General features: G+C 61.3%; 23 protein-coding genes. 11 read left to right on the top strand and 12 right to left on the bottom strand.

The annotated features are described in order from the left end of the window. Positions 1-312: 312 nt before the first annotated feature. Entirely contained in the window at positions 313-612 is a 300-nt protein-coding gene (locus ACSQ16_RS10130; RefSeq protein ID WP_093926046.1) for a hypothetical protein, read from the top strand. Between the two features lie 3 nt (positions 613-615). On the opposite strand, the gene ACSQ16_RS10125 is transcribed toward ACSQ16_RS10130, so the two are convergent. From ACSQ16_RS10125 to ACSQ16_RS10080, 10 genes are all read right to left on the bottom strand, one after another. After that, entirely contained in the window at positions 616-1389 is a 774-nt protein-coding gene (locus tag ACSQ16_RS10125) for an enoyl-CoA hydratase-related protein (RefSeq protein ID WP_243260713.1), read from the bottom strand. Between the two features lie 67 nt (positions 1390-1456). Beyond that, positions 1457-1909, bottom strand: coding sequence for a cytochrome c-type biogenesis protein (locus ACSQ16_RS10120; protein WP_243260714.1), 453 nt, complete (start codon positions 1907-1909; stop codon positions 1457-1459). Beyond that, positions 1906-3870: a heme lyase CcmF/NrfE family subunit gene (locus ACSQ16_RS10115; RefSeq protein WP_243260715.1), complete on the bottom strand. Its 1965-nt coding sequence runs from the start codon at positions 3868-3870 to the stop codon at positions 1906-1908. The genes ACSQ16_RS10120 and ACSQ16_RS10115 overlap by 4 nt, the downstream gene beginning before the upstream one ends. A 74-nt stretch (positions 3871-3944) precedes the next feature. Next, a complete protein-coding gene (locus tag ACSQ16_RS10110) occupies positions 3945-4520 on the bottom strand; it encodes a holin family protein (RefSeq protein ID WP_243260716.1) in 576 nt (191 codons plus the stop codon). Next, positions 4511-5122 carry a holin-associated N-acetylmuramidase gene (locus ACSQ16_RS10105; protein ID WP_243260717.1) on the bottom strand — a complete coding sequence of 204 codons (612 nt, stop codon included), beginning with the start codon at positions 5120-5122 and terminating at the stop codon, positions 4511-4513. The genes ACSQ16_RS10110 and ACSQ16_RS10105 overlap by 10 nt, the downstream gene beginning before the upstream one ends. Positions 5123-5204: 82 nt before the next feature. After that, positions 5205-5648 carry a cytochrome c maturation protein CcmE gene (gene ccmE, locus ACSQ16_RS10100; protein WP_243260718.1) on the bottom strand — a complete coding sequence of 148 codons (444 nt, stop codon included), beginning with the start codon at positions 5646-5648 and terminating at the stop codon, positions 5205-5207. Beyond that, positions 5645-6673, bottom strand: coding sequence for an N-acetyl-gamma-glutamyl-phosphate reductase (argC, locus tag ACSQ16_RS10095; RefSeq protein ID WP_243260719.1), 1029 nt, complete (start codon positions 6671-6673; stop codon positions 5645-5647). Before argC ends, ccmE begins: the two co-directional genes overlap by 4 nt. A gap of 38 nt (positions 6674-6711) precedes the next feature. Further along, positions 6712-7521 (bottom strand): glutamate racemase, encoded by an 810-nt coding sequence (gene murI / locus ACSQ16_RS10090; RefSeq protein WP_243260720.1) that lies wholly within the window; start codon positions 7519-7521, stop codon positions 6712-6714. A 9-nt stretch (positions 7522-7530) separates the two neighbouring features. Beyond that, on the bottom strand, positions 7531-8403 hold the full coding sequence (locus tag ACSQ16_RS10085; RefSeq protein ID WP_243260721.1) for a lysophospholipid acyltransferase family protein: 873 nt from the start codon (positions 8401-8403) through the stop codon (positions 7531-7533). A gap of 57 nt (positions 8404-8460) precedes the next feature. Then, positions 8461-11877, bottom strand: a complete 3417-nt coding sequence (locus ACSQ16_RS10080) for an indolepyruvate ferredoxin oxidoreductase family protein (protein WP_243260722.1) — start codon at positions 11875-11877, stop codon at positions 8461-8463. Between the two features lie 170 nt (positions 11878-12047). On the opposite strand from ACSQ16_RS10080, the gene ACSQ16_RS10075 reads away from it, so the two are divergent. Continuing rightward, on the top strand, positions 12048-12959 hold the full coding sequence (locus ACSQ16_RS10075) for a LysR family transcriptional regulator (RefSeq protein ID WP_093926035.1): 912 nt from the start codon (positions 12048-12050) through the stop codon (positions 12957-12959). A gap of 284 nt (positions 12960-13243) precedes the next feature. Continuing rightward, complete coding sequence (gene purL, locus ACSQ16_RS10070; protein ID WP_243260723.1) at positions 13244-15403, top strand: phosphoribosylformylglycinamidine synthase subunit PurL; 2160 nt, start codon at positions 13244-13246, stop codon at positions 15401-15403. 209 nt (positions 15404-15612) lie between these two features. On the opposite strand, the gene ACSQ16_RS10065 is transcribed toward purL, so the two are convergent. Then, positions 15613-16872: a vWA domain-containing protein gene (locus ACSQ16_RS10065; RefSeq protein ID WP_243260724.1), complete on the bottom strand. Its 1260-nt coding sequence runs from the start codon at positions 16870-16872 to the stop codon at positions 15613-15615. Between the two features lie 5 nt (positions 16873-16877). Then, positions 16878-17786: an AAA family ATPase gene (locus ACSQ16_RS10060; RefSeq protein ID WP_243260725.1), complete on the bottom strand. Its 909-nt coding sequence runs from the start codon at positions 17784-17786 to the stop codon at positions 16878-16880. Positions 17787-17971: 185 nt separating this feature from the next. Here ACSQ16_RS10060 and ACSQ16_RS10055 point away from each other — a divergent pair, with 185 nt between their 5' ends. The 8 genes from ACSQ16_RS10055 (at position 17972) to ACSQ16_RS10020 (ending at position 26629) form a co-directional block, all read left to right on the top strand. Further along, a complete protein-coding gene (locus tag ACSQ16_RS10055; RefSeq protein ID WP_243260726.1) occupies positions 17972-18991 on the top strand; it encodes a glycosyltransferase family 2 protein in 1020 nt (339 codons plus the stop codon). Further along, positions 18988-19614: a sulfotransferase gene (locus tag ACSQ16_RS10050; RefSeq protein WP_435988741.1), complete on the top strand. Its 627-nt coding sequence runs from the start codon at positions 18988-18990 to the stop codon at positions 19612-19614. Before ACSQ16_RS10055 ends, ACSQ16_RS10050 begins: the two co-directional genes overlap by 4 nt. Continuing rightward, on the top strand, positions 19614-21968 hold the full coding sequence (locus ACSQ16_RS10045) for a glycosyltransferase family 2 protein (RefSeq protein ID WP_243263175.1): 2355 nt from the start codon (positions 19614-19616) through the stop codon (positions 21966-21968). The genes ACSQ16_RS10050 and ACSQ16_RS10045 overlap by 1 nt, the downstream gene beginning before the upstream one ends. 3 nt (positions 21969-21971) lie before the next feature. Further along, positions 21972-22661: an FkbM family methyltransferase gene (locus ACSQ16_RS10040; RefSeq protein WP_243260728.1), complete on the top strand. Its 690-nt coding sequence runs from the start codon at positions 21972-21974 to the stop codon at positions 22659-22661. A 1-nt stretch (position 22662) separates the two neighbouring features. Beyond that, positions 22663-23712, top strand: coding sequence for a glycosyltransferase family 2 protein (locus ACSQ16_RS10035; RefSeq protein WP_243263177.1), 1050 nt, complete (start codon positions 22663-22665; stop codon positions 23710-23712). A 146-nt stretch (positions 23713-23858) separates the two neighbouring features. Beyond that, the gene (locus ACSQ16_RS10030; protein WP_243260729.1) at positions 23859-24818 is read left to right on the top strand and encodes a phosphoadenosine phosphosulfate reductase; all 960 of its coding nucleotides are present in this window, start codon (positions 23859-23861) and stop codon (positions 24816-24818) included. Positions 24819-24864: 46 nt separating this feature from the next. Next, positions 24865-25896: a dihydroorotase gene (gene pyrC / locus ACSQ16_RS10025; protein WP_243260730.1), complete on the top strand. Its 1032-nt coding sequence runs from the start codon at positions 24865-24867 to the stop codon at positions 25894-25896. A gap of 55 nt (positions 25897-25951) precedes the next feature. Beyond that, a complete protein-coding gene (locus ACSQ16_RS10020) occupies positions 25952-26629 on the top strand; it encodes an orotate phosphoribosyltransferase (protein ID WP_243260731.1) in 678 nt (225 codons plus the stop codon). Positions 26630-26678 lie beyond the last annotated feature (49 nt).

Below are 26678 nucleotides of genomic sequence, written 5' to 3'. Positions count from 1 at the left end.
TTTGTGGCCTGTCGGCAATGGGTCTGAAAATCAGTTAATGTTTCCAAGTGCTTTGCCAGTTTCGAAACACCGGGGCGATAAATACGGCCAAATTGCGGCACTGTTTCTCGCCGCGTGACAATAGCCCCCAGGTGCTTGACGGGATTTCCACATCAACGTTAGCTTGATACCAAGACGTCTTTTCGGGGTGGGAAAGGCGTGATGGCGGCGGTGCCTCGGACAGTCTGGGCTCCCGCATCTCGGCGTGATCCCACTCGGAATTATTGAAAGTTTATTGCTGCTTTACAGCACGCCGTGACGAAGGAACGCGCGATGACCGCATCAGATCGGACCAAAGGCCTTCGCTGGGACTGCGCCACCGGTCTTACGCAGACAAAGGCCAGTGATGTACCCGGCCCGCAAGGCGCGCTGGTGCCCGACACGCTGCATGACTGTGATCAGATCGCGGTGGTCTATGACAAGGGTCAGACCCCGCCACAGATCACCATAGCGCGGGTCTCGAACTCGGTTCATACGGTGCTTGCGGATGGGGTCGCCGTGGCGGTGGTGGCGCGGGCCAGTGGCCCGGCGCCCTCGGCTGATGATGTCCTTTTGGTCGAACGTTCGCGCTAGTGGTTACCGACCCTCAAACTTTGGGCTGCGTTTCTGGGTAAAGGCCGCGACACCTTCAGCGAAATCATGGGATTTACCACAGCGACCCTGCGCTTCGGCCTCTAACGACAGCTGATCTTCCAAGCCATTGTCCCAAGAAGCGCGGATTGCTTTTTTCGCTTCGGCATAGGCTGCTGTTGGCCCGGCGGCCAATTGAGCTGCCTTGCCCCGCCAATGGGCATCAAAGTCCGCATCCGGCACCGCCTGCCAAATCATACCCCAGTCATCGGCCTGCTGCGCGGTGATCTTATCGGCAAAAAGCGCGGCCCCCATGGCTTTGGCCATGCCCATCTGCCTTGGCAGCGCATAGGTGCCGCCCGCGTCAGGGATCAGGCCAATACGGGTAAATGCCTGCATGAAATAAGCGCTCTCACTGGCGAATACGACGTCTGCCGCCAGCGCGATATTCGCGCCTGCCCCTGCGGCTGGGCCATTCACAGCGGCAATCGTCGGCACGGGACAATCAATGATGGCCCGCAGCAGAGGCGCATATTCTTCGCGCAGAGTTTTTTCTAGGTCAGCCACGCCGCCTGCTCGATCTGCCAGATCCTGCCCCGAACAAAAGGCCCGCCCGGCTCCGGTAAGGACCACCACGCGCCCTTCACGCCCACCCTCGGTCACCGCATGGGTCAACTCAGCCCTCATCTGCGTGGTCAGCGCGTTCATCTTGTCAGCACGGTTCAGCGTGATCAGCGCAACACCATCGGTCAGCGCATAGGTGATCGTTTCATAGTCCATCTTGGTATCCTCAATTGCTTGACCGCAGCATATCAAAGGAAGGTGCCACTGCCAGTGCAACCGGGCGTCAGACGTCGAGAATGTCGCGCAGGCGGGCTTCTTCTTCGGGTGAAAGTGGCGCTTCGGTCGCGGTTTTGCCCCGCGCACGACCGCGCAGATAGACGGCTCCCAGCCCCCCGGCCAACAAGAGCATCAGCGGCCCTGCCCCCCAAAGCAGCCAATTCGCCCCGGTGGCGCGGGGGCTCAAAAGTACATATTCCCCATAGCGCGACACGATGAAACCAACGGCCTCTTCGTTGCTGTCACCCGCTACCAGCCGTTCCCGCAGAAGAATGCGCAGGTCGCGGGCAAGGCTTGCGTTGCTTTCATCAATGCTCTCGTTACGACAGACTAGGCATCTCAGCCCTTGGCTTAGCTCCCGCGCGCGGGCTTCCAGGGCGGGATCGTCCAGCACCTCGTCGGGCTGCACCGCCCAAAGCGGGCTTGCCAACAGGGTCAGGATCAACAGCAAACGTTTCATTCCGCAGGCACTCCCGCAGGTTGCTTGCGTGCGCCAGCCGCAACACGGAAACGTCGATCGCTTAGGCTCAAAGCCCCGCCAAGGGCCATCAGCGCACAGCCGATCCAAATCCAATTGGTCATCGGCTTGATATAGGTCCGCACGGCCCAACCGCCGCCGTCCTGCGCGTCGCCGATCACCACATAGACATCGCGCGCGAGGTTATAATCAATCGCCGCTTCGGTCGTGGGCATTTGGGCGACGGGGTAAAAACGTTTCTCTGGCTGAAGCGTGGCAATTGCCTTGCCGTCCTGCGCGAGCGAGAGGGTGGCGATAGTGGTCAAATAGTTAGGTCCGCGCTCCTCACTCACATCATGCAGGGTCAGCGTATAGCTGCCTACCTCGAAAGGCTCATCAATCCGGGCCACGCGGATGTCATCCACGGCCCAAGCCATCAGCCCCGCGATCCCGGCCATGGTGATGCCCAGCCCCCCATGTGCGGTGGCCTTGCCCCAATCAGCACGCGGCAATCGACGCAGGCGTGCGAGTTTGCCCGGCCCCCGGCCAAGACGTTGCATCACATCAACCACCGTGCCCATGATTAACCAAGCGCCGAGGAACATGCCCACAGGTCCCAGCAGCCCCCGCCCGGATTGCATTGCAAAGGCCAGCCCCCCAAGCGCCAACGCCAGCGCAAATACATAGCGCAGCGGATAGATTGCACGCATAATCTTGGCCCGTTTCCACGGCATAGCAGAGCCAATAGGAAGGATCAGCCCAAGCGCTACCATGAAAGGCGTAAACGCGGCGTTAAAGAACGGCGGCCCGACGCTGAGTTTCCGGTCGAGGAACATCTCGGCCACCAGCGGCCACATTGTGCCAACAAAGACCACGAAACAGGCGACGGCCAGCAGCAGGTTATTGACCACCAAGGCGGTCTCGCGGCTGAGCAGGCCAAAGACGCCCTTGGCCTCAAGCGCCGACGCTCGCAGGGAATAAAGCACCAACGCCCCTCCGGTGAAGAAACCCAGAATGGCCAGAATAAACACCCCGCGCTCGGGGTCGTTGGCAAAGGCATGGACAGAGGTCAGCAGGCCGGAACGCACGATAAAGGTACCGATCAGCGAAAAGCCGAACGCGAGAATGGCGAGCAGGATGGTCCAGCTTTTCAGGCTCTCGCGCTTTTCCACCACGATTGCTGAATGCAACAGCGCCGCCGCTAAGAGCCACGGCATGAAGCTGGCGTTCTCGACCGGGTCCCAGAACCAGAAACCGCCCCAACCCAGTTCGTAATAGGCCCACCAAGACCCAAGCGCGATGCCGATGGTCAGAAAGACCCAAGCCGCCAGCGTCCAAGGCCGCACCCAGCGACCCCAAGCCGCATCAACGCGCCCTTCGATCAGCGCTGCCACGGCAAAGCTGAACGCCATGCTGAGGCCAACATAGCCGAGATAGAGGAATGGTGGATGAAAGGCTAAGCCCGGGTCTTGCAGCAGCGGGTTCAGGTCTTGGCCGTCAAAGGGCGGCGTGCCCATGCGCAGGAACGGGTTCGAGGTGAAAAGGATGAATGCCAGAAAGGCCACCCCAATCGCCGCCTGTACCGAGAGCACCCGCGCGCGCAGGTGCGGCGGCAGGTTGCCGCCGAACCACGCGGCCATCGCCCCGAAAAGCGCCACGATTAGCACCCAAAGCAGCATCGACCCTTCGTGATTACCCCATGTACCGCTGATTTTATAGAGCATCGGCTTGGCGGAATGACTGTTGGCCACCACCAGTTGCAGGCTGAAGTCCGAGGTGACGAAGGCCCACATCAACGCGCCAAAGGACAGCGCAATCAAGATAAACTGCGCCGCCGCCGCCGGTTCGGCCACTGCCATCCAGCCCGCGCGGCCCCGCCAAGCGCCCCACATCGGCACCACCATCTGTACCAGCGCCACGCCAAAGGCGAGCACCAGCGCGAAATGTCCAAGCTCTGTAATCATGGGCCGGACTATAGGGGGCGTGCGCTCCCTAAGCCATGGCAAATCAAACGTGAAATATGGTCAATCGGTCGCAGTCAGGCGCGGCTCCGGCGCCATGCGTCTAAGGCCGGATTGTCTGAAGGTTCTACCGCGGCGAGGGCCAGACGGCTGTCGGCACCGGTGTCGGCCGCCTGGGGGCTGTCAGCGCGCATCTCGCGCAAGGCTTCGATATTCTCGACCACCTGCGGCACCCGTGCGATGGTGCCGACGATCGCACGCTGAAACTCTTGCGATTTAACCTGCTGCCGCGCACCAAAATAGAAAGAGACGATTACCCCCAACAACCACCAAAGCGGTTCGGGCACCAAGGCAATCCCCTGCATCCGTTCGGCGAACCACAGCGGATTGACCATGGCGGTGACGAAAAGGCCGAGGGTGCCGAGCGCCAGCATCGGGCGCGGCAGCCGGTTGACCCCATCAATGAAGCGGTCAAAGTCACCCTGCCGCGCTTGGGCGAATTCCGCCCCATATTGCGCCATCGCTTGGCCCTGCACCGCATGGGCACGCTGCGCCCCGGCCTCGGCATTCTCGCGAAACACTTCGACCGTGTCGCGGATGACATTGCGCTCGCCCCCGAAAACCGTCGTAAAGATACGTTCGATCAGCCCCATTGTGCCACCCTCCGTTCAAAATCGGCGTCGCTCATGTGATACCGCGGCGCGATAAATTTCTCCGCGCGGCGAATCCAGCCGCCCTTGCCGCCTGCCCGGCTGCGCGCGTATTTTCGGCTGGCGGGGCGACGGTCGGCGAGACGGAAGTAGTAATTGCGCCTTGCGATGCCGTAGGCGTCGACCAGATGATCGGGTGCGGCCCGCCACGCGGCATGGGCGGCGCGGATGGTTTGCGGCCCGATGACCCCGTCAACACCGATCTCCTGCCCCATCTCGCGCAGCAAGCTTTGCAGGATCTTCACCGCGTTGCTGCCAGCGTTGACATACATGTCAAAAACGCTCGGCTGCAACGGCGTGGGCAATTCGGCGATGCGCGGGGCGTTGAAGTAATGTCTGACAAAGATATCCACCGCCTGCGCGCGGCTAAGGCGGCGTACGTCGGCCACACTGACCGCCCCATCCCCGGTCAGGTCCAGCCCCAATCGGCGCATGGTATGGATCGTCACCCCGAATTTCGTCGCCCCGCCGGGGTCATCGGGGTCATTCACAAAGCCTCCCTCCCGGGCGACGATGGCGCTGGCGATCTCTCGGACGGTCTGCATCGCGGGCTCTCCTGTCTTGGGTGCAAACAGGCTCGGCCGGATGGGTTAACGGGGCCTCAGCCCCGCGTGCGTTGCGCGCAGATCAATCTTCGGGCTCGCGGTAAACGCCCTGCTCTTTCAGCGCGTCCGTCACTTCCTTAGGCATGTAGGTTTCGTCATGTTTCGCAAGGATTTCAGAGGCCTCAAAAACCCCGTCGATATAACGCCCGGTGCCGACCATGCCTTGGTTCTCTTCAAAGAGATCCGGCAAAACGCCTGTGAAAACAACTGGCACTGTCGCCCCACCATCGGTCACGGCAAAGCGAATCGCCTCGCCCTGCCCGCGTTTCAGCGACCCTTCTTCGACCAACCCGCCGATGCGAAACACCTCTGCCGGGCCGGGCGGTTCGGCAATCACTTGGCTGGGCGCGCGGAAATAGTTAATCCCGTCGCGCAGGGCATAGCCGATCAAGGCGGTGGACAGCACCAAGGCCACCGCCGCCACCGCGATAATCTGGATCCGGCGCTGTTTCTTGAGGCTCTTCATGGGAAGAGCGGGGCCATCATCAGCCCCTCGGTTTCCGGCAGACCCAGCATCAGATTCGCGTTCTGCAACGCCTGCCCACTGGAGCCTTTGGTCAGGTTATCGAGCGCCGCGACCACGGTCGCCCGCCCGGTCTGACGGTCGGCCACCACGCCGATATGACAGAAGTTCGAGCCGCGAATGTGCCGGGTGCTGGGCGCTTCGCCGAAAGGCAGCACCTCGATAAAGGGCTCTTCTGCATAGGCTTTCTGCATCGTCTCATGGATGACCTGCGCGTCGCCTTTGACATAGCAGGTGGCCAAGATACCACGGTTTGCGGGCACCAGATGCGGGGTGAACTGCACCTGCACGGGCCGTTCGGCAATGGCCGAGAATTCCTGATCGAACTCCCCCAAATGGCGGTGCGTGCTGCCAAGCGCATAGGCGTGATAGCCCTCGCTCAGCTCTGCATGGAGCAGGTTTTCCTTCAGCGAGCGCCCTGCACCTGACACGGCGCATTTCAGATCCAGAATGATGTCATCCAAATCAATCACCCCCGCCGCGATCAGCGGACGCAGGGCAAATTGCCCCGTGGCCGCGTTGCAGCCCGTTCCCGCCACCAAGCGCGCGGCGGCGATTTCTTCGCGGTAGAATTCGGTGAGACCGTAAACCGCCTCTTTCTGCACGTCGACAGCCGCGTGTTTGTTGCCGTACCATTTGGCATAATCCTCGGGGTCACGCAGGCGGAAATCAGCGGAAAGATCGACGATCTTCAGGTCTTTGGGCAGTGCTGAGATGACTTCTTGGCTGGTCTTATGCGGCAGCGCGCAGAAACACAGATCAATCTCGGAAAAGTCAATCTCTTCAATGGTTATCAACGCGGGCAGCTCAAGATGGCGCAGATGCGGAAAGACCTCTGCCATGGTCTGCCCCGCCTTGGAGTTGGCCCCCAAAGCGGTGATCTTCATCGAAGAATGGCCAGCAATTAGGCGGATGAGTTCTGCCCCGGTATAGCCGGAGGCGCCGAGAATGGCGATGTTCTGGGTCATGGTCTGTCCCCTTGTTCGGAGCGATAAGTATTCGGAATTCAGGCGGCGGTGAATGTGATCTGTCGTCGCAGGAACTGCGTCGCGCGGTCGCTCACGCGGGCGGGGTCTCCGGTGGTCAGAAAGGCCGCCTCGCCACTGCCCATCATATTGGGATGCCGTTTGAGATAATCCGCCAAAGAGTCCGCCACCAATTCCGCTTGGCTAAACACTTTCACATGCGCCCCCAAAGCCGTCTGAAAGGCCTCTTGCATCAGCGGGTAATGGGTACAGCCCAAGATCGCCGCGTCGGGGTTGGGCATCTTGCGTTTCAGAGCATCCACATGGCTGCGCACCAACGCTTCGGCGAGGATCATGTCGCCCTCTTCAATAGCATCAACCACCCCGCCGCAGGCCTGCGCCTCGACATCCACACCGATCGCGCGGAAGGAAAGTTCGCGTTGAAACGCGCGGCTCGCCACAGTTGCGGGGGTCGCAAAAAGCGCCACATGGTTCACGGCCACCTCGCGCGGCGGGGAATTGTCGCCCCACTGCCGCTCCGTCATCGCTTCAATCAGCGGCACAAAGACGCCCAGCACACGTTTGTCGCGGGGAATCCAACCCTCTTGCATGCGCCGCAACGCAGCAGCAGAGGCAGTATTACAGGCGAGGATCACCAGATCGCAGCCCGCATCAAACAGCCGCTGCACGGCGGCACAGGTCAGATCATAGATGTCATCCGCGTTGCGCACGCCGTAGGGCGCATGAGCGCTGTCAGCGAGATAGACAAAATCCACCTCCGGCAGCCGTTCTTGCACCTTGTTCCAGACGGTCAGCCCGCCCAGCCCCGAATCGAAAATACCAACTGCCATGGTCTGTCGTCACCTGTCGGCTCTATGCCGTTCCTCAAACTCGTAACCGAGACCCTGATACTGGCCCGGCTTTGGTGACAACTCATAAGTGGCTTTGCGTAGGAAATCCATCATCGCTTTTGCGTCCCCCGCAAGCGGGTCAAGTGCAGCGCGCGGGATCGGGTCGCCGATGGCCACGCGGACAGGTGTATCGACACGCGCGCGGAACTCCTTAATCAGCAAGCCCATGCGCAGATTGGCATGCAGATGGCTGGCGATTTGGAACAGTCGGCTAGTGTGGCCGTCAAAGTAGATCGGCACGACCGTGGCGTTAGATTTGGCGATCATCCGTGCGGTGAAACTACGCCAACCCGGATCCATCGGCTGGGAAAAGGGTTTTGCCGCCGTGCTAACCGTGCCGCCAGGAAAGATGCCAATTGCCCCGCCCTGCGCCAGATAATCTAACGCGGTCCGGCGTGTGGCGAGGTTCAAAGCCAGTGCGGCGCGATCTTCGGCAAAACTGATTGGCAAGAGGTGATGGGCCAGATCCGGCGCTTGACTGAATACCGCATTGGCCATGATCCGAAAATCACCGCGCGTCCGGCTGAGGATATGGCCAAGCATCAAACCGTCCAGAATGCCGTAGGGGTGATTGGCGATCAGAATGACCGGCCCCCGCGCCGGGATATCCGACAATGCACCCCGCATCACTTCGAGGGTCAAACCACAACGCCGCACCATGGCATCAAAGAACCCCAGCCCCGCGGCGAGATCGTCTTCATAGCCCTCGGCTCGTTTCAGCAGAGAAACGCGTCCGGTCGTATTTTCCATCAATCGAATGAGCGCCCTCCCGCCCCGGGTTCGGGCGGAATGGGCATAGCTTATGTCACGGGCGTGGGTCACATTTCGGCCTCAGGATCGTATTGCAGCATTCCTTAAAACGGAAATGTAACAGCGGTATTACTCAGCCGCCTTGGCCGTGGCGGTGCCGCCCGCGCGGATCACCGCCAGCAGTTCCTCACGGCGCTTCGCGGCCTTTGTCTCATTCGCCTGCTTCACCGGACCGAAGCCGCGGATCTGCAACGGTAATTCGGCCAGCGCCACGATGGCATCGCGGGTCTGATCGGTCAGCTTGGGCAGCACCTCGGTCATATCGGCCTCATACTGCTTGATTAACGCACGCTCCATCTTGCGCTCGGCGGTATAGCCGAAAGGATCGAACGGCGTGCCGCGCAGCCCCTTGAACTTGGCCATGACCCGCAACGGCCCTTCGAGCCATTGACCAAACTCACGCTTCTGAGGACGACCGTTCGGCCCCATCTTCGAGATCAGCGGCGGCGCCATGTGGAAGGTCATTTTGAAATCACCATCAAACTCGGCCCGCGCTTTGTCACGGCTGGTGATGAGCAGCCGGGCGACTTCGTATTCGTCCTTGTAGCTCAACAGCTTGTGATAACCCAAAGCGACAGCCGCTTTAACGTCTCGGTCCTCAATCCCGTCCAGCATCTTGGCATATCGTTTGGCAAGACCTTTGCCCTGATACTCAGTCAAATGGTTTTCGCGGAAAGCGATTTTGTCGTTCAGTGATTTGGGTAGCTCCACCACCTTATCGGGCTGGCTCACCGCTTTGGCATCTTCCGGGTAAAGCACGGCCCAACGGCCAATCTCAAAGGCGCGCATATTACGCTCAACTGCCGCACCATTCATGCGGATTGCTTCGTGCAGGCTCTCCAATGTCAGCGGCAGCAGTCCACGCTGCCAAGCCGCACCAAAGATCATCATGTTGGAAAAGATCGAGTCGCCCAAAGCGGCCTTCGCCAGATCGGACGCATCAAACATTGCCACATCGTCCTTCAGCCGCGCTTCAAGCGCGAGGCTCAAGCGATCGTAAGGCATCTGAAACTCAGTATCGCGGGTGAAATCGCCAGTGATGATCTGGTGCGAGTTGACCACAGCCCCGGTGCGACCTGCACGGGTCAGGCCCAGGGTCTTATGCCCGGCCGAAACCACCAGATCACCACCAATCAATGCATGCGCTTCACCTGTCGCGACGCGGATCGCGCTGATGTCTTCAGGGCGCTCCGCCAGACGGCAATGGATATGAACCGCGCCGCCCTTCTGGGCGAGGCCCGCCATTTCCATCATACCCGCACCCTTACCGTCCAATTGCGCAGCCTGTGCCAGCAGCGCACCGATGGTGACAACGCCGGTGCCGCCGACGCCGGTGATGACGACGTTATGCGTGCCGTTGATCTTGGGCAGTTCAGGCATCGGTAGGTCGGGAATGGCAAGTTCGGTTGTCGGGTCTTTGCGGACCTTGGCACCTTCCAGCGTGAGGAACGAAGGGCAGAACCCGTTCACGCAGGAGAAATCCTTATTGCAGGACGATTGGTCAATCGCGCGCTTGCGCCCCAGCTCTGTCTCATTCGGCACCACGGCCACGCAGTTCGACTGCACGCCACAATCGCCGCAGCCCTCACAAACGTCTTCGTTGATAAAGACACGTTTGTCGGGATCGGGGAACAAGCCACGCTTGCGGCGGCGGCGTTTTTCAGCGGCGCAGGTCTGGATATAGACAATCGCGCTGACGCCCTCATGCTCGCGGTAGGCCTTTTGCACATTTGGCATCTCATCGCGCTCATGCACTTCGACGCCTTTGAACCGCGCAAGATCCACGTCTTCTTTCTCGTCATAGACCACGGCGATATGCTTGACGCCCATCGCTTTCAGTTCTTCAACGATCCGGTAGGAATCCAGATCGCCCTCGTTATGCTGCCCGCCCGTCATGGCGACCGCATCATTGTAGAGGATCTTATAGGTGATGTTCGTCCCCGCCGCGATGGCCGCACGGATCGCCTGAACGCCAGAGTGGTTATAGGTGCCATCCCCAAGGTTCTGGAAGACGTGCTTGGTATTAGAGAACGGTGCCTCCCCGATCCAGTTCGCACCTTCACCGCCCATATGAGTAAAGCCGGTGGTCTCACGGTCCATCCACTGCACCATGTAGTGACAGCCGATGCCGGCATAGGCGCGGCTGCCTTCGGGCACTTTCGTCGAAGAGTTGTGTGGGCAGCCTGCGCAATAATACGGCAGGCGCGCGGCGATATCCTCGGCATTGTCCGAACGGCGTGCCTCGTTCAGCGCCTCAAGTCCCGCCCGAATGCCGTCGGTCTCACGGCCCTCTTCCAACAAGATGCCACCAATTTTTTCGGCAATCAGGATCGGGTCAAGCGCACCACGGGTCGGGAACAGCTCTTCGCCATGCTCCATGCCCGCGCCGCTTTTATGCCAGCCATAGACCCGGCGGTGGGTGTCGTTAAACAGCGCTTCTTTGATCTGAATTTCGATCAGCTTGCGCTTTTCTTCGACCACCACGATCAGGTCCAGCCCATCAGCCCACTCATGGAACCCCTGCATGTCCAGCGGGAAGGTCTGGCCGATTTTATAGGTCGTGATGCCAAGGCGCTCGGCCTCGTTCTCATCGATATTCAAAAGGCTCAGCGCATGCACCAGATCGAGCCAGTTCTTACCCGCAGCGGCAAAACCGATCTTGGCCCCGCGCTTGCCCCACATGCGCTTGTCCATCTTGTTGGCATGAGAGAATGCCTCGGCCGCGAAACGCTTATAGTCGATCATCCGCGCTTCTTGCAGGTGTGGTGTATCACCCAGACGGATGCTCAGACCGCCATCAGGCATGTCGAACTCCGGCGTAATCAGCTTCATCCGGTTCGGATCACCGTTCACGACGCTGGTCGCCTCAACCGTGTCCTTCATCGTCTTCAGGCCGACCCAAAGGCCCGAGAACCGGCTCAGCGCCCAACCATAGATACCGTAGTCCAAGATTTCCTGCACACCAGCGGGCGAAACCACCGGCATATAGGCATCCACCATCGCCCATTCCGACTGGTGCAGAACGGTGGAGGATTCGCCCGTATGGTCATCCCCCATTGCCATCAGCACACCACCATGAGGCGACGTGCCCGCCATATTCGCATGGCGCATCACATCACCGGTACGGTCGACACCCGGCCCCTTGCCATACCACAGGCCATAGACGCCGTCGTATTTCCCCTCACCGCGGAGTTCTGCCTGTTGGCTGCCCCAAAGCATCGTCGCTGCGAGATCTTCGTTCAGACCCGGCTCAAAACGCACGTTATGTTCGGCCAGTTTCTTCTCAGCCCGTTGCATTTGCAGGTCGACCGCGCCCAGCGGACTGCCCCGGTAGCCGGTCACATAGCCAGCGGTATTCAACCCCGCCGCACGGTCGCGGGCGGATTGCATCATCATCAACCGAACCAGCGCCTGCGTGCCGTTCAGCAGCACCGGGCTTTTCTCAAGGTCGAAACGATCGTTCAGTGAAATCTTTTGCGTTGTCATGGCGGGCCCTCCCTAGCACGTCAGTCTTGCATGATTGTCACCACATATAGGTCACAAACACTGACCTGTATAGCAATTATTCCGTAACGACAGCCCGTCAGGGGACGGTTTGTGCTGTTTTCTCCCGCCTATTAAGATAGGAGAAAGGCTGGGCAAGGAAAGTACGCGCCATGGATTGGGACAAACTCAGAATTTTTCACGCCGTGGCCGATGCCGGGTCGCTGACTCACGCGGGCGACAAATTAAACCTGTCGCAATCCGCGGTCAGTCGGCAGATTCGCGGGCTGGAAGAGCAGCTGAATACCAACCTCTTTCACCGCCACGCGCGCGGGTTGATCCTGACCGAACAAGGTGAGTTGCTGTTTGACGCGACCTCAGCCATGGCCAAACGGCTTGATGCCGCTGCCGCACGCATCCGCGACAGCGAAGAAGAAGTGTTCGGTGAATTGCGTGTGACCACCACCACAGGCTTCGGCACGCTTTGGCTCGCCCCGCGCCTGCCCAAACTTTATGAGCAATATCCCGACCTCAAAGTTGACCTGATGCTGGAAGAACGCGTGCTGGACCTGCCCATGCGTGAGGCCGATGTGGCAATCCGCATGAAAGAACCAAGCCAAGCCGATCTGATCCGCAAACGCCTGATGACCGTCCGAATGGGGATCTACGCCAGCCCCGAGTACCTAGAGAAACATGGCACCCCCAAGCGGATGGAGGATATGGCCGACCATCGCCTGATCTGCCAAAACACCGACAGCGATCAAGTGGGCGCCGGGCTGCAACTGGTCAAAGAACTGATGATGTATGACCTCCGTTCGCTTTTGACGGTCAACAACTACTTTGGCGTGTTGCAAGGTGTCGTGCACCACCTTGGCCTTGGCGTGCTGCCCAATTACCTGATCCAAGATTTTCCGCATATCGTACATGTCATGCCCGATATAGAATCCGCCGATGTGCCAGTCTACCTCGCCTACCCCGAAGAACTGCGCCAATCCAAACGGGTCGCCGCCTTCAAGGACTTCGTCCAAGAAGAGATCATAACTTACCGCAAACAATGGCGCGAACGGACCGAAGGCGAAGGCTGAACTCCGCATACAACCGCAGCCATGCAATAGGCGCATATCGGCCATGATGACTTGCCATGTTAATTAGCCTTGATTTGAGCAGCGCTGCCTCCTATTTCACCATCATGAAGATTGACAGCCTGAGGGCGCGTCGCTTCATACCTCCCTGTTGGACTTGGCCGAGCTTTTAGCTCGGCCTTTTTTTTGGCCCATCGCCTTCTTTCAGCCCACAGGCGGCCAAAGCCACTTCCCCCCCGGCATTTCCCCTTGTATGAGGGCGCAAACGCGCCAGCCGGGGAATTTACATGCAAGATCCAGCCATCACGCCCGACCTTATCGCCAGCCACGGGTTCACCCCCGAGGAATACGCCGAGGTCGTCAACATTCTCGGGCGCGAGCCGAACTACACCGAGATGGGCATTTTCTCGGCCATGTGGAACGAGCACTGCTCCTACAAATCCTCCAAGAAATGGTTGCGCACCCTGCCCACCGATGGCCCGCAAGTGATCTGCGGCCCCGGCGAGAACGCAGGCGTGGTCGATATCGGCGATGGCCAAGCGCTGGTCTTCAAGATGGAGAGCCACAACCACCCCTCCTATATCGAACCCTACCAAGGTGCGGCCACAGGCGTCGGCGGCATTCTGCGCGATGTCTTTACCATGGGTGCGCGCCCGATTGCTGCGATGAACGCGCTGAGCTTTGGCCGCCCTGATCACCCTAAAACCCGCCAGCTTGTGCACGGCGTTGTCGAAGGCGTCGGCGGCTACGGCAACTGCTTCGGCGTGCCGACCGTGGGCGGCGAAGTGCGCTTCGACAAAGCCTATGACGGCAACTGCCTCGTGAATGCCTTCGCAGCCGGGCTCGCCGATGCGGACAAAATCTTCTACTCCGCCGCTTCCGGCGTCGGCATGCCCGTGGTCTACCTCGGTGCGAAAACCGGCCGCGACGGCGTCGGCGGCGCGACGATGGCCAGCGCCGAGTTCGACGACACCATCGAAGAGAAGCGTCCCACCGTGCAAGTCGGCGATCCCTTCACCGAAAAGCGCCTGATGGAAGCCACGCTGGAGCTGATGGCCACCGGTGCCGTGATCTCGATCCAAGACATGGGTGCCGCAGGCCTGACCTGCTCTGCCGTGGAAATGGGGGACAAAGGCGGCCTCGGCGTGCGTCTCGACCTTGAAAAAGTGCCGACGCGCGAACCGCATATGACCGCCTATGAAATGATGCTCAGCGAAAGCCAAGAGCGGATGCTCATGGTGCTGCGCCCTGAGCTTGAGGCCGAGGCCAAAGCCGTCTTCGACAAATGGGACCTCGACTTCGCAATCGTCGGCGAAACCCTCCCTGAAGACCGCTTCCTCATCTGCCTCAATGGCGAGGTCAAAGCCGACCTGCCGCTGTCGAAACTCGCCTCCACAGCACCAGAATACGACCGCCCCTGGGTGGAAACCCCCGCCGCTCCCGCGCTGACCGATGCCCCCACCATCGACCCCATCGAAGGTCTACGCGCCCTCGTCGGTTCCATGAATCACAGCTCCAAAGCATGGGTCTATGAACAATATGACACGATGGTCATGTGCGACACAGTCCGCCTGCCCGGCCTCGGCGCTGGCATCGTACGTGTACATGGCACCAACAAAGCGCTGGCGTTCACGTCCGACGTGACCCCGCGCTACGTCAAAGCCAACCCCACCGAAGGCGGCAAACAAGCCGTGGCCGAAGCTTACCGCAACCTCTGCGCGGTAGGTGCCAAACCGCTTGCCACCACCGACAACCTGAACTTCGGCAACCCAGAAAAGCCCGAGATCATGGGCCAGCTCGTCGGCGCGATCAAAGGCATCGGCGAAGCTGTCGGCGCGCTCGATATGCCTATCGTCTCGGGCAATGTATCCCTTTACAATGAAACCGACGGCAAAGGCATCCTGCCCACCCCCACCATCGGTGCCGTGGGCCTGCTCGACACCGTCGATGACATCATCAGCAATCAACTGCGCGAAGGTCATGTCGCCCTTCTGATCGGAACCACGGGCAGCCACCTCGGCCAATCCGCTCTGCTCGCCGAAGCCTTTGGCCGCACCGAGGGCGACGCGCCTCATGTCGACCTCGCGGCTGAACGCCGTCACGGTGAATTTATCCGCGCCCAGTCCAGCCAAATCTCCGCCTGCACCGACCTCGGAGATGGTGGTCTTGCCCTCGCCGCCTTCGAGCTGGCCGAGACCGCTGGCATCGGCGTCGAAATCGAAAGCGATGACACCGCGACGCTCTTCGGTGAAGACCAAGCCCGCTACCTCGTTGCCTGCACCGCCGAGGCCGCCGAAACCCTGATCGCCGCTGGCAAGGACGCAAACGTTCCCGTCTCCCAAATCGGCGCCTTCGGTGGCAACATGATCAGCTTCGGTGCGGCTTCCGCCCCGCTGTCCGATCTGCGCCAGACCTATCGGACCACTTTCGCCAAGGCCTTCGCTTAAAACTCTGGTTTCGGAGCCGCCCTTGCTTGAGACCAAACGGTCGCGCGCAGGGCGGCGGGGCAAGCTAAATCGCCGAGGGGCCCCTTCAGGGGATACGGCTATTTCGCTTGAGCCGACGACAGCCGGGTGACAGGCCGGGATCAATCAAGGGTGGTTCCGAAACCTTCTGGTTTTGGAGAGACCCGCAGCCGCCTCCTTCGGCCTCGCGCCTAGCCTTCCGCGTTCAACCCCGCCAACATCCGCGCCTTTTCGCCCAGATCATCGGGGCGCGAGATCGCCTCGGCCAGGGCTTCCAAAGACGCGATGGAATGCCCTGCGCGAAAGCTGTCGACATGGGGCAACATCGCGCGAATGCCCGCCGCCTTGGGCGCGAAGCCGTCCCAGCGGAGCAGCGGGTTCAGCCAAATTACACGTCGTGCGGTGAGTTGCAGCCGCTGCATCTGACGCGCCAGTTCCGCCGGATCGCCCCTGTCCAGCCCGTCGGTGATCAAGAGGACCACCGCACCCTGCCCCATGACCCGCCGCGACCAATCTCGGTTGAACGCCGCTAGTGCTGCACCGATCCGAGTGCCGCCCTCCCAGTCCTGTGCCTGTGCGCCCGCCGCTGCCAGTGCTGCGTCCACGTCGCGGGTGGCGAGATGCCGGGTGATATTGGTCAGACGCGTGCCAAAGGTGAAACCATGCACCTGCGCCCAGCCGGCCCCCTTGCGATTGGCGACGGCATGCAGGAAATGCAGGATCACCCGGCTGTATTGGCTCATCGAGCCTGAGATATCACAGAGCACCACAAGGTTCGGATAGCGGGCGCGCGGCTTCATCCGGTAGAGCCGCTCCATCTCCCCCCCGCGCCGCAGCGCCGCTTTCATTGTGCGTGCCACATCAATCCGCCCCTGCGCCGCCGCCGCATTCCGCCGGCTGGGCATCGGCGGCACCGGGAGCGAGAGCTTGGCCAACATCCGCTTCGCCTGAGCCATCTCGGAAAGGCTCATTTGTTCGAAATCCAGCGTCCGGAGCCGCTCGCGCGCCGACATGGTGAGGCTCGCATCCACTTCAATGAGGGTCTCTTCCGGTTCGGGCTGCTCTTCTCGCTCCGGCGCTTCGGCCCCATCCAGTAAAGCCTCCGCCGCGCGTTTTTCGGCAGGGGTTGCGGGACGGTCCTCCTGCACACCGCGAATGGCGGGCAGCATCGCGGCCATCATATGTTCCAGATAGCGCGGATCACGCCAATAAAGCCGGAATATCTGCGCAAACACCCGCGCCTGTTCAGGGCGGTTCACGAAACAGGCGTGGAGCGTCCAATAGAAATCGCGGCGGCTGGTGAAGCCAACGGCAGCGACCGCCTCCACCGCCTCCACCACGCGCCCCGGTCCAATCGAGAGCCCCGCCCGTCGCAGAGCGCGGGCGAAATGGGTGATATTCCCCGCCAGCTTCGGGTCGTTCGGCAAGATGAGGGGAAGCTGCTCAGCCATCCTGCTCAGGCAGGCACCAGCGAGGCGCGGGCCTGCTCAAGAATGCGCGCAGCCTCGGAGCCTTGCAGCTTGGCGATGTCGTCTTGGTATTTCAGCACCGCCCCCAGCGTATCGGCGATGACCTCGGGGCTCAGGGTCGTCACGTCCAAAGCCAGCAGACATTTCGCCCAATCAATGGTCTCTGCCACGCCGGGTTTCTTGAACAGATCCTCCGTCCGCAATTGCTGAACAAAGGCCACAACCTCGCGGCTGAGCGCCTCTGCCGCCTCGGGCGCGCGGGCAGCAAGGATCGCCATCTCGCGTTCCACATCCGGATAATCAACCCAGTGGTAAAGGCACCGCCGCTTCAGCGCGTCATGCACTTCCCGCGTGCGATTCGAGGTGAGGATCACAATCGGCGGCTCCGGCGCACGGATCGTGCCAAGCTCAGGGATCGTCACCTGAAAATCACTCAGCGCCTCCAGTAGAAAGGCCTCAAAGGGTGCATCGGTACGGTCCAACTCGTCGATGAGCAGCACCGGTGCGCCATTCTCATCCGGGCGCAGCGCCTGCAGAAGGGGGCGTTCGATCAGGTAGTCATCGCTGAACAATTCTTGGGTCAGCGCACGCCGGTCCGCGCCGCCGCCCGCCTCTGCCGCACGGATCGCCACCATCTGAGCCGGAAAATTCCATTCATAAACCGCGCTCGACGCATCGAGCCCTTCGTAGCACTGCAACCGGATCAGCCGCCGCCCCAGCCCGGCGGCCAGCGCCTTGGCGATCTCGGTCTTGCCGACGCCCGCCTCGCCCTCCAAAAACAAAGGCCGCCCCAGTGTCAGGCTCAGGAACACCACGACCCCAAGCGCGCGGTCGCAGACATAGCCCTCGGCGCTTAGCATCTCTTGGACCGCGTCGATCGTATCAATGTTTTTCATGGTCCCAGTGGTGCATTCCCGCCCCGCCCCGTCAAGGGGTCTGAGAGGGCGCGGGCAGATTGACGTGATTTACCCGCGCTGGCATAGTCTTAAGCAATAATCGACGGTCACCGGGAACAACGGGGCCACAGGGGCGGATATGGGACAGAGCATTTTCATCGCGATCCGGCGCGGCGGGGTCTGACATGCGCATCACCGCTATCACCTGCGTCAAGAACGAGGGCCCGTTTCTGCTGGAATGGATTGCCTTTAATCGGGTGATCGGGGTTACGGATTTCCTATTCTACTCCAATGATTGCACCGATGGGACTGACCGGTTGCTCGACGCCCTTGGCGCTCAGGGCATCGTTACCCATCTGCCCAACCCGGCCACCAACCGAAACTACCAGATGCAAGCGCTCAAGGATGCCCGGCGCCAACCCGTCGTCACGCAGGCCGATTGGGTCTGGGTCGCGGATGTGGACGAGTTTCTGAACATCCATGTGGGCGACCACCGCCTGCCCGCGCTGATCGCAGCCTGCGGCGATCCGCAGGCAATCTCGCTGCATTTCCAATTCTTTGCCAATGGCGGGATCGAGGAGTTCGTCGATGAACCGATCATCGCGCAATTCACCCGCAGCCATAACCCCGACATCTGGTGCGCCGATACGGCGATTGAGGTTAAATCATTGGTCCGACAAGATTTCCCCTTGGGCTATTACGGGGCGCACCGCCCCTTTCATGATGACAGCAAAGTTCAACCCCATTGGACGGACGGCGCAGGCAGGCAGGTGGCCGCGCCGTTTCGGACTGCCGCCAACAAACGCCGCATCCGTGCCTTTCCTGCCCGCGGCGCGCGGCGTTGTGCGACGTTAAACCACTACGCGCTGCGCTCGCTTGACAGCTATCTGGTCAAGAATGATCGGGGTGACGTGAACCGCGAACACCGCGCCTTTGACGACACCTATTGGCGCGACCGCAATGATGCAGCTTGGGAAGATCGCTCGATCCAGCGTTACCTGCCCGCCCTGCGCGCCGAGATGGACCGCCTCAAAGCGCTGCCCGGCATCGCGGAACTTCACGCCAATGCCGTGGCCGCGCACCGCGCCCGCCGCGATGCCCTGCTGGCCGATCCGGTCTACCGCGCGATGCAGGCGCAACTGCGCGAGGCCAGCCCCTACTCCGCCGCCGAAGCGCAGGTCCGTGCCGAGATTGGCCTGAAATGACCGGCCCACGGATCATCAACCTCGGCCTGCCCAAGACCGGCACCACCACGCTCACCGATGCGCTGCGCCACGCCGGGCTCAAGGTTGCCGATTGGCGCATCCGGAAGGGGCAAAGCACTCTGCCCGAGATCACCGGAGAGCATGTCGGCCGGATCGTCTATGCCGATTATTTTGCCAGCGGCGACCCGCTGGCGCGGCTGCAAGAATTCGACGTGATCAATGAGATGAGCGCCGTGCGCCATGACCGCAGCCTATGGCCGCAGACCGATTGGGGGCTGCTAAGCGCCATTCAGCAGCACCACCCCGACATCAAGTTCCTGCTGTCGCACCGCGATTCGGCAAGGACGGCGAACAGCATGATGCGCTGGAACAATCTAGGCCGCCGGCGCCTGCCACAGGCCGATGTGCCGGGCTTGCCGAGGGGTTTTGGCCGCAGCGAAGCCGAGCTTGCCAAATGGGTCGAGGGGCATTTCATCTTTTGCCGCCGTGTCTTTGCCGGCTGCGCCAACTTCTTGGAATTCGACATCGAAGACCCCGGCGCGCGCGACACGATCGCCGCTTACCTCGATATCGATCTGCCTTGGTGGGGCCAAAGCAACACTGGCAAGGCGGAGGCCAAGTGATGCGTCTCACCCTGTTCATCGGTCCGACCGAGAAGGCTGCCGCGCGGCTGCGCAATATCCTGCAGCAGCAAAAGGACGCGCTTCTGAAAGACGGAATTTTGGCCGCTGATTGGAACCATGTCCGCCTCTATGCCGCCTGCGCTGCGCCCGATGCGGTGGGGCTGCTGCGCCATCGACGCGGGCTCGACAGTGCGTTGATCGGTGCCACGCTGCGCGATGAATTCCACGCGCTGATCCCCCGCGACTTGGCCGAGACCCGCGCCGATCATGTGGTGCTCAGCGCGGCGCAACTCGGCAATCTGCTGTCACGGCCTGAAGAGCTTACCCGTCTGCGTGATCTGCTCAGCCCCAATTTCAACGATATCCGCATTATCGCCCATCTTGAGGAACAGGCTCGGCTTCTCACCGCGCACTATGCCTTTGCCGTGACCGAAGGTCGCCGTAATTCGCTGACGCAGGAACTGGCCTTGGCCGCACAGGGCAACTGGTGGCAAGGCGCGCTCGAACCTGCTGGGGATGCCCCCGACTTTGGCCTATTCTCGGATGTGCAAAACCCGCCCTTCTGGTTGGATTATCAAACACTTCACAGTCATTGGGCAGATGCCTTTGGGGCCGAAAAGGTCGAATTCCGCCCGCTTGACCTGCCGCATCTCCTGTCCAAAGACGGGGCGCGGGAAGTTTCCGATAGCCTTGACCTGATCACGCCCCTCGGTCCGGTTGACCCGGGCCGCGCGCTTGCCCCTCTGCCTGCGCCATGGCTCACCCGAATGCGCGCGTTTAACGATGTATTGATCCGCTATTTGCAGGCGCATGACCTGTCCTGCTCGCGCAGCACTTGGAGCCAGATGTTGCAAGCGCTGCAAATCGGCGGCGCACCGATCACACCCGGCAGCCTCGCCCCAATCTCTGACCATTTCGCCGAGGACAACGCCGCACTGATCGCCCAATTCCCCGCGCTGGCCGAGGCGCTTACCCCCGATGCGCCGGAACCTCTCTGGCGCGAAGCCGACCCCGAGCTCGGCTTTCGCGCCACACAGTACCTTGCCGCCTTCGCCCATCGCATCCGCACCACGGCGACCCCTCTGGCGCAGAAACGCGCGGAGGCTGAGATGGCCGGCCAGTCGGCCAGCAAGTTCGAGGAAATGCTATCGGACCCCGCAGCGTCGGAAGCCGACCGGGAGGCCAACGCCCACCTCTTGAATCGGGTGAAGGTCAACCACGAGATAATCCTCAGCAGCCCCTTTCGCCCGCATAACGACACGGCGCCCGAGGGCGAGGATCAGCCCGCGCCCGCCTATACCACTGTCGCACCGCGCCAATTGCCCCCCGGCAGCAGCGGCAATGTCATCGTCGGCTGTATGAAAAACGAGGCCCCCTATATCCTTGAGTGGGTCGCCTATCACCGAACTGTCGGCTTTGATAACTTCCTGATCTACACCAATGATTGCACCGATGGCACCGATGCCGTGTTGGGGCGGTTACAGGAAATGGGCATCCTGCAACACCGCAACAACGACAACTGGAAGGGCAATTCGCCCCAGCAGCATGCCCTGAACCAAGCGCTGAAAGAGCCGCTTATCCGGGACGCGGACTGGATCGCGCATATTGACGTGGATGAATTCGTGAACATCCGCACCGGCAATGGTCGGCTTGAGGATTTCTTCGCCGCCGCGCCCGAGGCCACCAATATCGCGATGACATGGCGTCTCTTCGGTCATAACAGGGTGACCGCGCTTTCAGAGGCCCCGGTGATCGGCCAATTCGACCACTGCGCGCCTAGCTTCTGCCCAAAGCCCCATACCGCATGGGGGTTCAAGACGATGTTCCGCAACATCGGCGCCTATGAAAAACTCTCCTGCCACCGGCCCAACAAGTTAGACGACGCGCAGGCGGAACGGGTCAAATGGGTCAACGGCGCGGGCCGCGACATGACGCACGATGCGCTGCGCAACGGGTGGCGGTCTTCCAAAAGCAACATCGGCTATGACCTGCTGCAACTGAACCACTACGCACTACGCTCAGCCGACTCCTTCCTTATCAAGCGCCAGCGAGGGCGCGCCCTGCATGTCGACCGCTCCATCGGTATCAACTACTGGATCCGCATGGATTGGAACGACCACCGCGATCTCTCAATCCAGCGCAACCTACCGCGCCTCCGCGCCGAGATGGACCGGCTGCTGGCAGACGAACAACTGCGCACACATCACCAAGCGGGCCTTGCTTGGCATCGCGCCAAGGCAGAAGAACTGCACCAGATACCAGAGTTCCGCGATCTCTACCGCCAAGCGCTTAACACCAAGTTAAGCGCAACCGAGCGGGTCGCCTATGCTCTCGCCCTCGACATGGAAAGCTGACCCGTGACCGACACCCCGACCGAGCCGAGTTTCATCCACTCCCGCGGCATGAAGTTCCCCGATGATCCCGCGATCCTGCGCGGGCGGGTCCGCAAACTGCTGCGCCAAAACGCCTATGAGGCAAAGGAAAGCGAAGCCGCGCTGCGTGTGGTCCGCGAGGGTGACCGGGTAATCGAACTGGGCGGCGGGGTTGGCTATATGTCGACACTGGTGGCCAGCAAACGCCAAGTCGCCTCGGTTCATTCCTTTGAAGCGAACCCCAACCTCATCCCCTACATCCGCCGGGTCCATGCGGCCAATGGGTTGAGCAATGTCCATGTCACCAATGCCATCCTAGGCCCCGCGCCCGGCAAGGTCGACTTCCACGTGCGCGAACAGATTCTGTCGTCTTCGATGACCCGCTTCGACGGCGAAGCACCGCCCGAGACTCACCAGATCGATGTGTTGGATGCCGCAAAGGTCTTCGCCGATCTCACCCCCACGGTGTTGATCTGCGACATAGAAGGTGCCGAGGTTGACCTGATCCCGGCCCTGCCCCTCAATAATCTCCGCGCCGCCATTATCGAACTGCATCCGCAGTGGATTGGCCCCGCGGGGGTTAATAAGGTGTTCAGCGCCTTCATGCAGGCCGGAATGGCCTATTACCACCGCGGTTCGCATAACAAAGTCGTGGCCTTCCGCCGTGAGTGGTAAGATCTCTCACCTCGCGATCCTTTGCGTCCGCAACGAGGGTGCATTCTTGCTGGAATGGATGGCGCATCACCGCGCCATCGGTTTCGACCATGTGCTGGTCTTTTCTAACGATTGCGACGACGGCACGGATGCGATGCTCGACCGGTTGCAAGCGCTTGGCGGCGTGACCCACATCCGCAACGACGGCCCCTATGAGAAGGGCGGCATTCAGTTCACCGCGCTGAAGGCCGCGGCCGACTTGGAGCTTGTGCAGCAGGCCGATTGGATCCTGCCGCTTGACGTCGATGAGTTCGTCAACATCCACTGCGGCGATCACAGCCTTGCTGCACTGCATGCAGCCCTTCCCAACGCCACTGCGATCACGCTCACCTGGCGGCTGTTTGGCAACAACGATCAGGTCCGCTATGCAGACCATCCAGTGACCGAAAGCTTCACCCGCTGTGCGCCCGCCGTGATGCATTGGCCCTGGCGCGCCGCGATGTTCAAGACGCTTTACCGCAACGATGGCACCTATGCGCAGCCCGGCGTGCACCGCCCGCGCAACCCCGATCCGGCAAAGATCGACCAAGCCCGTTGGTTCGACAGCCATGGCCGCGCCTTGCCGGACCTGTTCAAGACCAAACGGATTTTTTCCAATTACGGGCGCCAGAACCACGGGCTGGCCCAGATCAACCACTATCCTTTAGGCGCGATGGAGACCTATATCCTCAAGGCCGATCGCGGTCGCGCAGTACACAATGACCATCTGCTGGGGCTGGACTACTGGGTAGAGCGGAACTTCAATTCTGACACAGACACGTCAATCAGGGTCACAGCCCCGGCACGCGACCGCGTGCTTACAGGGCTGAAGGCTGATCCCGAACTCGTCACGCTTCACGACAGCGCGGTCGCATGGCGCCGGGCCCGCTTTGATACACTGATGGAACAAGAACCCTTCCGCGCTCTGTTTGGACGCCTGCTCATGACCCCACCAAGTCGCCCGGTCACCGCCAAGGCAGCACGGCTTATGGTAGAATACGCAAGACGCAGCCGAAGGCACGCAGGCCAATAACCGCGGGCCAGTCGCCGCACTGCCCCCGGAAAACCGTCACATTCTCTTCAAATTCTCACTGTTTTTCCGCATTTTCGCCCTATTTTCTGGCTACCACTAGCTGAAATGGCAGTTCTGCTCTGCCGCGACTAGCCCGAGGATGCCCGATGCCGAGCGATACGCCCACGATCGACAGTTCACTGGCCGATATGCCCAAACGCAAGTGGTTGCGCGCGGTAGAGGCCGTGGCCGAGGAAGATGGATATTTCCAATCGCTCGGCAAAAGCCATTTCTCTGCCTTCATTGAACGTGACACCACGCTGCTTGTCACCTTTGAAACCTACCAAGGCATGCACGCGCTTTCCGATAAGGCGCAGCCCTTAGGCTGGGACATGGTGCGCAACCACGATTGGTCGCATCTGTGTCTTGCCAGCGATGGCGACACATGGTTCCGCGCTGAAGAGGTCTATGCCTATTTTGACCGACTGATTGATGACGGTTTCTTCGACGAATTCGAACAGGTGCTGTTTTATGGCGCTGGCCCCTGCGCCTATGCCGCCGCCGCCTATTCCGTCGCCTCCCCCGGTGCGGCGGTCGTAGCGATCCAGCCACAGGCCACGCTCAACCCGCGCATCACCGAATGGGACGACCGTTTCGCCGATATGCGCATCCTCGATTTCACCTCCCGCTATGGCTATGCACCGGATATGCTCGACGCCGCGGAGCGGGTTTTTGTTCTCTACGACCCGAGAGAGAAACTCGATGCGATGCATGCGGCGCTCTTCACCCGTGCCAATGTCACCAAACTGCGCATGCCCTTCATGGGCGACGCGCTGCAAACCGACCTGCTGGAAATCGACCAACTTGACCCACTGCTGCAAGCCGCCGCCGAAGGCTCGTTGGACACGGCACGGTTCGCCGCCCTCTACCGCGCGCGCCGTGACTACCTGCCCTATCTGCGCAACCTCAGCCAAGCGGTGAACGCCCAGGGGCGCGAACTGCTGCTTGAAGCGGTCTGCGCCAATGTCAGCGCGCGGATGAGCGCCCCGCGCTTTGCCCGCCGCCTTGAACGCATCCGCGCCCGCCGTCAGGCAGATGTGGCCGAGGTTGCAACCGCCAGCGGATAGGTTTTCAATCTGGCGCGTGCTCGCGCTCTGTGCTAGCCCCGCGCCCATGACACAAAGCCTCACGATCCGCCGTCCCGACGACTGGCACCTGCACCTGCGCGACGGCGACATGCTGCGCGCCGTGCTGCCCCATAGCGCCCGCGACTTTGCCCGCGCTATCATCATGCCAAACCTCGTCCCCCCCGTGGTGACAGGCGCCCAAGCCGCCGCCTACCGCGACCGGATCATGGCGGCCCTGCCCGAAGGCGCGGATTTCACCCCGCTGATGACCCTCTACCTGACCGAGGATACAGACCCCAACGACGTGGCCCGCGCCCATGCCGAGGGCCTGATCCACGCCGTCAAACTCTACCCTGCGGGCGCCACCACCAACTCCGCCAGCGGTGTCTCAAACTTCGACAAGGTCGCCCCCGTGCTCGACCGTATGGCCGAGATCGGCCTGCCCCTTTGCACCCACGGCGAAGTCACCGACAGCGAGATCGACATCTTCGACCGCGAGGCCGTCTTCATCGACCGCGTGCTCGACCCGATCCGCCGCGCGCATCCTTCGCTGCGCGTGATCATGGAGCATATCACCACCTCTGACGCCGCCGACTATGTGCGCAGCAACGACAGCGGGCTTGCCGCCACGATCACCACGCACCACCTCGTGATCAACCGCAACCACATCCTCGCCGGTGGCATCCGCCCGCATTACTACTGCCTGCCGGTCGCCAAGCGCGAGACCCACCGCCTCGCCCTGCGCGCCGCGGCCACCTCCGGCGATACGCGCTTCTTCCTTGGCACCGACAGCGCGCCCCATACCGATGGCGCCAAGCTGCGGCCCTGTGGCTGCGCGGGCTGCTTCACCGCGCCCAACACAATGTCAATCCTCGCACAGGTTTTCGAAGAGGACGGCGCCCTCGACAAGCTCGAAGCCTTCAGCTCCCTCAACGGCCCCGCCTTCTACGGCCTGCCGCCAAACGAGACGCAGATCACCCTGCGCCGCGAAACACCGGCACACCCCACCAGCATCGACACCCCCGACGGCCCGGTCACGGTCTTCGACCCCGGTTTCGATCTACACTGGACCTCCTGATCTTCATCCTTTCTCAAATACCGCTCCGACCTCTCCCTAGCCAAGGACGCCTGCCATGATCCCCACCAGCCACCCCAGCCCCGAAGAAATGGCCCGCCTCACCGCGCGCATGTTGCTGGAGATCGGCGCGGTGCATTTCAACGCGGATGACCCCTTCACGCTGGCCTCGGGCCTGCCAAGCCCGACCTATATCGACTGCCGCAAGCTGATCTCCCACCCGCGCATCCGTTCGACACTGATGGATTTCCTGACCGTCACCGTGATGCGCAACGCGGGCTTCGAGGCCTTTGACAACATCGCCGGAGGCGAGACTGCAGGCATCCCTTTCGCCGCGATGGTCGCCGAGCGTATGGCACTGCCCATGACCTATGTGCGCAAAAAGCCCAAAGGCTATGGCCGCAATGCACGGATCGAAGGCGAGATGACCGAAGGCCAGCGCGTGCTGCTGGTTGAGGATCTGACCACCGATGGCGGCTCGAAACTCAGCTTCGTCGACGCGATTCGGGAAACCGGGGCGACTTGCGCCCACACGGCGGTGATCTTTCACTACGGCATTTTCCCGCAGACTGAAAAGACCCTTGGCGACCATGGCGTTACGCTTCACGCGCTTTGCACATGGTGGGATGTACTGGCCGAAGCCCGCGCCCAGAACGCCTTCGATACGGCCACGCTGACCGAAGTCGAAGCCTTCTTGAACGCCCCGCGTGAGTGGCAGGAATCCCGCAAAAGTTAAGCGTTTTTCCGCAAGATGTTGACCCAAGGCCCCACCACAAGGCAAAATG

Source organism: Sulfitobacter sp. SH24 (assembly GCF_965641895.1).
GTDB lineage: Bacteria > Pseudomonadota > Alphaproteobacteria > Rhodobacterales > Rhodobacteraceae > Sulfitobacter > Sulfitobacter dubius.
This window is presented reverse-complemented; position numbering and strand designations above follow the sequence as displayed.